Source organism: Methanobrevibacter sp. UBA212, assembly GCF_905233225.1.
Classification (GTDB): Archaea; Methanobacteriota; Methanobacteria; order Methanobacteriales; family Methanobacteriaceae; genus Methanocatella.
Genome location: NZ_CAJODJ010000063.1, coordinates 1 through 6,756, shown reverse-complemented (window position 1 = coordinate 6,756; position 6,756 = coordinate 1). Strand labels below are relative to the sequence as shown.

Below are 6,756 nucleotides of genomic sequence, written 5' to 3'. Positions count from 1 at the left end.
GATTCTCCCTTAAGCCATAATTTGTTTCTTGATGTGCTCCAATAATGTGCTTTTCCGGTTTCTATTGTTTTAATCAATGCTTCCTTATTCATGTTTGCCAGCATCAGTATTTCCTTTGTTTCGGCATCCTGTGCAATTGCAGTGATGACCTTGACGCCATCAATCTCATGTCTGAAGTTTATTTCCATGTTCATTCCTCTTTTAAGTAATTTATGATATTGTCGATTTCAACCGCTTCCTGGTCACCGCTGACCATGTCCTTGACGGTCACTTTGCCTTCGGCCAGGTCATTGGCACCTATTATGACCATCTTTTCAACTTTTATTTTATCTGCATAGTTCATAAGCTTCTTGAATTTTTTTCCGTTCAAATCGACATCTGTCTTGAAGCCGTTTTTTCTTAAAATCTGTGTTATTTCAAATGCCTTGGCTCTTACGTCTTTGGAGATTGGAGCGACATAGACATCCAGGTGTGAAGGAAGCTCTTCCTTGTCGGTGAGTTCCTCAATCGCATTCATCAGCCTGTCGAAACCCAGTGCAAAACCGGTTGATTCAACTTCCTGGCCTCCGAAGAGTTTTACAAGGCTGTATGATCCTCCGCCGCAGATTTGCTTTTGGGCGCCGAGCTCGGGAACATATATTTCAAACACGATTCCTGTGTAGTAGTCAAGTCCCCTTGCAACTCCAAGGTTTAAGGTGTAATTTTCAACGTCGAATGCTTCTAATAAATTTATTAACTCTTTCAGCTCTTCCAAAGCTTCCTTTGGTTCTTCGTATGGAGCGATCAATTCCTCAACATCTGAGATGATGGACTTGTCCCCAACAAGGTCAATGAGCTTTAAGAGAATCTGGTTCAATTCGTCATTGTCGATTACCGGCTCATCGCCGCTTAAGGATTCAATCAGCAAATCCTTGTCTCCCTTGTCGATTACGACCATGATTTCCCTCTGGGTTTCCTGTGTTATTTCAAAGTGCTTGAAGAGTCCCCTGATGATTCCAAGGTGGTTGATGTTCACGTCTGCTGTTGTGATTCCGAGTGACTGGATTGCATCTGAGCATAATGCGATTACTTCGGCCTCTCCCTGTGGGGTCTTTGCGCCGATCAGCTCGCATCCGAACTGCCAGAACTGTCTGAACCTGCCCTTTTGAGGCCTTTCATATCTGAAGCAGCTTCCGTAGTAATATAATTTGATTGGCTTTACGGCAGTCTTTTCAAGTTCGTTAAGGTATAGTCTTGCCACTGGTGCTGTTATTTCCGGTCTTAATGTCAGTTCCCTGTCTGATTTGTCCTTGAAATTGTATAATTGGTTTACAATTTCTTCTCCTGATTTTGTTGTAAATAACTTTAATTCTTCAAATAAAGGTGTTTTGATTTCTTGATAACCATAACTTTCAAATACTTTTCTTAAGGTACTTTCAGCTTGTTTTCTTTCTCTCATTTCTTCAAATAGAAAGTCTCTAGTACCTCTTGGTCTTGTAAATTCCATTTTTACACTCCTTGTATATGATATAATAATTATGTTTTTGCAAAGTTATATAATCTTTTGTTTATGGAATTTTAAAAAACAATGGAAATCTTTATATATCATGTTTCAATGACTAAAATTTTTCAAAATGGCTTCAACAAGCCTTAAATATGATTTAATATATAATAATATGTTAAAAAGTCGTTAATATCAAAAGGAGGTAGATAAGTATGATGTATTTTTTAGAAAATACTTACTTATTGTTCACTGCAATTTTTTGTTGTTTTGATTCTCCTTTCTCCATTCATTTAAGTGAGGTGAAAGCATGGAGCTAGTTATGTTCCTGATTGCAACATATTACTTCAATATCGTCATGTTATTGATGTTAATGTTTGCAATGAAATAGGAATATAACGCTCCATTTCACCTCTCTCCTAAATTAAATTAAGGCAATGATAATATCACAATTGATGAATTTTTATTGGAAATTGCCAGGTTTCCATGGAGGCTTTTTCTGGATTCAATGAGCACTGTCATTGCCTTAACAATCATGTTTATATATGACATTCTATATAATTATTATTAAGAGTGTTTCTCTTGTGGAAGCCTCGTAAATGAATGGATATAATTAATGTCTAACCTGGTTATTGTAGGTTTTTCCTACAATATAGACATTAATTTCTAGTTTTTAAATTATCTCAAAGGAAATTTATTTTTATGGATATTAAAGGCAGTACAAATATTGTAGGATTGATAGGACATCCTGTCGAGCACAGTTTCTCACCGCCAATGCATAATGCTGCATTCGAGGCTTTGGAAATGGATTATGTCTATGTAGCTTTTGATGTTGATCCCCTAAACCTGAAATCAGCGATTGATGGTGCAAAATCATTAAACATAAAGGGTTTCAATGTAACAATTCCTCATAAGATTGAGGTAATGAAACATCTGGATGAAATCGATGAGGTGGCTGCTCTGATAGGTGCCGTCAACACAATCGATTTTAAGGACATGAAAGGCTACAATACCGATGGTATCGGTGCTGTCAAGGCAATTGAAGAGGTAACTTCAATCAAAAATAGAAATGTTGTGGTTGCAGGTGCAGGAGGTGCTTCAAGGGCCATATCATTTTACATTGCAAAATATGGTGCTGATTCTTTAACAATTTTGAACAGGAATGTCGAAAAGGCTGATAATTTGGCTAAGGATGTTTCAAATTCCAATTTGATTAATGATGTTAAATCAGATTCAATGTCCGAAATTAACAGTCATGTGACTGATGCAGATATCCTGATTAACACCACACCTATCGGAATGCATCCGAATGTTGATGTCAAGCCAATCGTGCTTGCGGATAATATGCATGATGATCTGGTAGTATTTGATGCGGTCTACAATCCCAACGATACGGTACTTATAAAGGAAGCAGTTAAGGCAGGTGCAAAGCCGGTTTATGGAATAAAAATGCTGCTTTATCAGGGTGCTGAAAGCTTTAGAATCTGGACAGGCCGTGATGCACCGGTTGATGTTATGGAAGACGCTTTGAGAAAAACACTTGGTTTGTGAGGATAATATGGATTTTCTGTTTGATGTTTCCGGTTTGGCAGGTGACGAAGATGACTTTTCAACATCCAAAAAGGATGTCCTGAAATATCTGAAAATTATTGGAGTGGACACCCGTTTCATATCATACACTCCCGAAAAGATTTACATCAACAATTTAAGGTTTTCAAGGTTTTCAAGAAAAAAGGAAGCCACCTTCAACAGGCAGTATCCGGAAATCGAAGTCGTGAGAAACAAGCTGTTCCAGAAGATCTGCGCAAAGTCATCAAAGCATCTTGCATTGGAAATCGAGCCCAACTCCAGAATACTGATGCCTGAGGACAATTTCCTTGTCGAGCTTTTGATGGAGCCGTACACCAGAAAATACGGTGCAAAGCTGGTATATGAGGGAGATTATGACCTGGCAGTAAATCCTCTGATTCTGGATGACCAGGTGAATAATGTTTTTGAAGGCATTTTCAAGGGCGAAGGTCTGAACCTGACTAAAAGGGAGGGGGAAATCTATCCGTTGGTCAGCGTATCACTTGACTGGATAAATTCATTTTTAAAAATGGATGGTCATGATCCAATCGAATGTGAAAATAAGGATGAGCTGGCACATTCATTCAGTGAATTTTTGGATGATGTCGCTCCGCAATATAAAGATAATGTGGTCAGCGCCAGCGTATTTATCAGTGAAAAGTTAAATTCACAATAATATTATTTAAAATAGATTAAAAGCTGAAAAGTGTTGTTTGCTTATCTGCTTTCTTCTCTTTTTTCTCTTCAACTTTTTCTTCTTCAATAATTTCAGGCTCTTCTATGACTTCTTGCGGTGTTTCATCAATTTCCTGAATTTCAAACGGCAGCTCATCATCACCGGAAGGCTCTTCAGCTTCCGGAATCACATTCATCATCTGGTTTTGAAGCTCTTCTGCACGCCTGTCACGCTCTTCGACTCTCATTTGAGCCTTTTGCTTTTCCATTTTTGTGATGACCTTCTTAGGTATCTTCTTTTTCCTGAACCTTTTGATTTCCTTTTCATCAAGCTCTAGAAAGTCGGAGATTTCCCATGCAAGCTCGTCATTTTGAAACATTATCTCCATGTATGGAAACATTGAAACGGCCACCCTTCGTGAAACGTGCATCTTTTCAAACATCTTTTCTGCAATGTCGTCTCTAAGATTCCTTTTGGCACGGTTGCGGCTCATCAATCCGAATATGCTTGGGGTCTGGATTTTTGTGAACTTCTTGTAGGTGTCATGTTTTGCGCTGCTAACTCCGATTCCCATAAAGTCGCTTGCATATTTCCAGTATCCATAGTTTCTGCTGCTTTGAGCCCTTCCAAAGTTGATATCTGCCTTTGAAATGTACTCGTATGCCTTTTTGATTTCATCTGGTTTTTTGTATTCCCTTGGAATGTTTTCGGCGATGTATTCCATTACTAATGTCGGATCCTCTTCAATCCACATTGCTTCCTTGACGTGTGCAGGTGTTTTGCTTTTCAAAACGGCGGTTATCGCATTGAAAATGTCTGAACGGCTATCCTTTGTAACCATGCCCTCAACATCTTTCACTTCCAGGGTATGGTCCTTGTCGCTTAGGGCCTGCAGGGTATTAATTGCTGAGCGAACGTCTCCCTGTGATTTGACTGCAATCTCCTTTAGTGCCGCAGGCTCGACTTCAACCCCTTCGGCCTGAGCAATCTTTCTAAGAAGCGCTGAAATCGAATTCCAGCGGGACTTTTTCATCTTGATTACCTGACATTTAGGCTTTATTGACTGCAGCCTTTTGGAGTAGAAGTCATTGGCCATCAGAATCATCGGGTGCTGGGAGGATTTTATGATTTTGCCGATTTCGGCAACTCCTCCACGGTCGTTTGTTCCATGAATTCCGTCGACTTCGTCAAGAATGATTAATTTGTATTCGTCTCCAAAAAGGGACCTTGAAGTCGAGGATTCGCCGATTGTGCTTTTGATAACGTCCTGTGAACGCTTGTCACTGGCATTCAGCTCAATGGATTCTGAAAATTCCTTTGCTATTATCAATGCCAGTGTTGTCTTTCCGATGCCCGGCGGTCCAACCAAAAGAAGGGGTATCTGCGGGTTGCCTTTTTTCCACTCGCTGACCCAATCAGTGATTATCTTAATCTCTTTTTTGTTACCGACAACTTCCGATAGCTCTTGAGGTCGGTATTTATCAGTCCATAACATTTCTATACCTTATAAGAATTGTGCGAGTAATGCTTCGAGCTGTATTCTTGGATTGGCTCCTTCCCTTATTCTAAAATCGCATTCTGCAATTGCTTCAATCAGATTCATGTAGATGCCGGGATCCATTTTTCCATCAATTGCCCTTTTTGAGACATCCTGATAGATTTGGGCCACCATGTCCTCTCCGCTGGTTCCCTGAAGCACCATTGTTTCTCTCAATATGGTACGGGCACCCATAAAGTCACCCATAAGTGCCTTGGTTATCATGTTTCCGATGTCCTGCGGTTTTGCCTTGGATACCACTTCATAAACTGAATCCTCGGTCACCGCTTCGCCTTCGGAGGTTGCGGCCTGAAGGACATTGACTGCCTTTCTCATATCCCCTTCGGCAAAATAGACTATTGAATCAAGGCCTTCATCGGTCGCTTCGAATCCTTCATTTTCACAAATGAATTCAAGACGGCCTTTGATTTCCTCTGCCTTAAGCGGAGCGAATCTGAATATTGCACACCTGGATTGAATAGGGTCTATGATTTTTGATGAATAGTTACATGAAAGTATAAATGAGGCGGTTTTGGTATACATTTCCATTTCACGACGGAGCGCATGCTGTGCATCTTTTGTCATGTTGTCGACTTCGTCCAGGAAAATTATCCTGAATGGGGCGCCAACAGGCTTCAAACGACAGAAACTTTTGATGCGGTCCCTTACGGTATCGATTCCTCTTGCATCAGAGGCGTTCAATTCCAAAAAGTTCTGTCTCCAGTATTCTCCCAATATGGATTTTACCAGTGCTAAGGCTGTGGTTGTTTTACCGACACCTGCAGGACCTGTAAACATCAGGTTAGGCATGCTTCCTTCGCCTACATATTTTTCAAGTCTAGCTACGATTTGCTTTTGTCCTACGACGTCTTCTAATTTTTGTGGTCTATATTTTTCTACCCATGGTCCGCTCATTTAATCACCATTTTTTTATCAAATTAGTGAAAGAATACTTCGACCTCTTTTAGGTCGGAGATGAATTTCACAAAAAAGACACAGAGTCATTTTTTTCAAATATATATTTGAAAATAACTTTTCAAATCCTCTTTCACTTTATTTATATAATTCGTATATTCATATATTTTTTCATTGGTTGTTAGATGGTGTGTGTTTTATCATAATAATGCAAGAATACCTCGTTTTCTTTAAGTCGTGGATGAATTGCAAGTTGGGTATAATTTTTGTGAATTGTTATTTATTGGGTTTCATTTGTCATGATAATTGATTTTAATATTTTTTTGTATGGGTATTTGTAATTCAGTGTACTTTCAGTTTTTTTGGGGGCATTTATTTTTGTATTTTTTTTGATATGTATCACTTACAATGGAAAATTTGTAGTTTCATTTGTATTTTTCTTGGTGTTTATTTAATGTTTCTTGTTGTTTTTTAAACGTTTTTTAGTTGATTTTTGTGGGCGATATTACTTTTCAAATGCTCTCTGGGTATCTTTATATATTAATGGAGCATAAATTGTACTATTATGTGAAGATGGGT

The 6,756-nt window shown here is 38.9% G+C and carries 7 protein-coding genes; 2 read left to right on the top strand and 5 right to left on the bottom strand.

Going from position 1 to position 6,756, the window contains the following annotated elements; all coding sequences use genetic code 11:
• The 3 genes from QZ138_RS10915 to QZ138_RS10905 all read right to left on the bottom strand — a co-directional run.
• Positions 1–188 (bottom strand): phosphoribosyl-AMP cyclohydrolase (locus QZ138_RS10915; RefSeq protein WP_292889059.1); only part of this gene is annotated, 188 nt, incomplete at its 3' end.
• Positions 189–190: 2 nt separating this feature from the next.
• Positions 191–1,486, bottom strand: a complete 1,296-nt coding sequence (gene hisS, locus QZ138_RS10910; RefSeq protein WP_292602456.1) for a histidine--tRNA ligase — start codon at positions 1,484–1,486, stop codon at positions 191–193.
• Between the two features lie 423 nt (positions 1,487–1,909).
• The gene (locus QZ138_RS10905; protein WP_292889053.1) at positions 1,910–2,032 is read right to left on the bottom strand and encodes a hypothetical protein; all 123 of its coding nucleotides are present in this window, start codon (positions 2,030–2,032) and stop codon (positions 1,910–1,912) included.
• A gap of 150 nt (positions 2,033–2,182) precedes the next feature.
• Between QZ138_RS10905 and aroE the strand changes: the two genes are divergently transcribed.
• A complete protein-coding gene (gene aroE / locus QZ138_RS10900) occupies positions 2,183–3,031 on the top strand; it encodes a shikimate dehydrogenase (RefSeq protein WP_292889052.1) in 849 nt (282 codons plus the stop codon).
• Positions 3,032–3,038: 7 nt separating this feature from the next.
• Complete coding sequence (locus QZ138_RS10895) at positions 3,039–3,725, top strand: ATPase (RefSeq protein WP_292889051.1); 687 nt, start codon at positions 3,039–3,041, stop codon at positions 3,723–3,725.
• A gap of 16 nt (positions 3,726–3,741) precedes the next feature.
• On the opposite strand, the gene QZ138_RS10890 is transcribed toward QZ138_RS10895, so the two are convergent.
• Together QZ138_RS10890 and QZ138_RS10885 are read right to left on the bottom strand one after the other, a co-directional pair.
• Complete coding sequence (locus QZ138_RS10890) at positions 3,742–5,220, bottom strand: replication factor C large subunit (RefSeq protein ID WP_292889050.1); 1,479 nt, start codon at positions 5,218–5,220, stop codon at positions 3,742–3,744.
• 9 nt (positions 5,221–5,229) lie between these two features.
• The gene (locus QZ138_RS10885; protein WP_292602443.1) at positions 5,230–6,177 is read right to left on the bottom strand and encodes a replication factor C small subunit; all 948 of its coding nucleotides are present in this window, start codon (positions 6,175–6,177) and stop codon (positions 5,230–5,232) included.
• Between the last annotated feature and the right edge of the window lie 579 nt (positions 6,178–6,756).

Coding starts and splice junctions, on each gene's coding strand:
- QZ138_RS10895 (WP_292889051.1), top strand. CDS start 3,039: ATGGATTTTCTGTTTGATGTTTCCGGTTTGGCAGGTGACGAAGATGAC.
- QZ138_RS10890 (WP_292889050.1), bottom strand. CDS start 5,220: ATGTTATGGACTGATAAATACCGACCTCAAGAGCTATCGGAAGTTGTC.
- hisS (WP_292602456.1), bottom strand. CDS start 1,486: ATGGAATTTACAAGACCAAGAGGTACTAGAGACTTTCTATTTGAAGAA.
- QZ138_RS10905 (WP_292889053.1), bottom strand. CDS start 2,032: ATGTCATATATAAACATGATTGTTAAGGCAATGACAGTGCTCATTGAA.
- aroE (WP_292889052.1), top strand. CDS start 2,183: ATGGATATTAAAGGCAGTACAAATATTGTAGGATTGATAGGACATCCT.
- QZ138_RS10885 (WP_292602443.1), bottom strand. CDS start 6,177: ATGAGCGGACCATGGGTAGAAAAATATAGACCACAAAAATTAGAAGAC.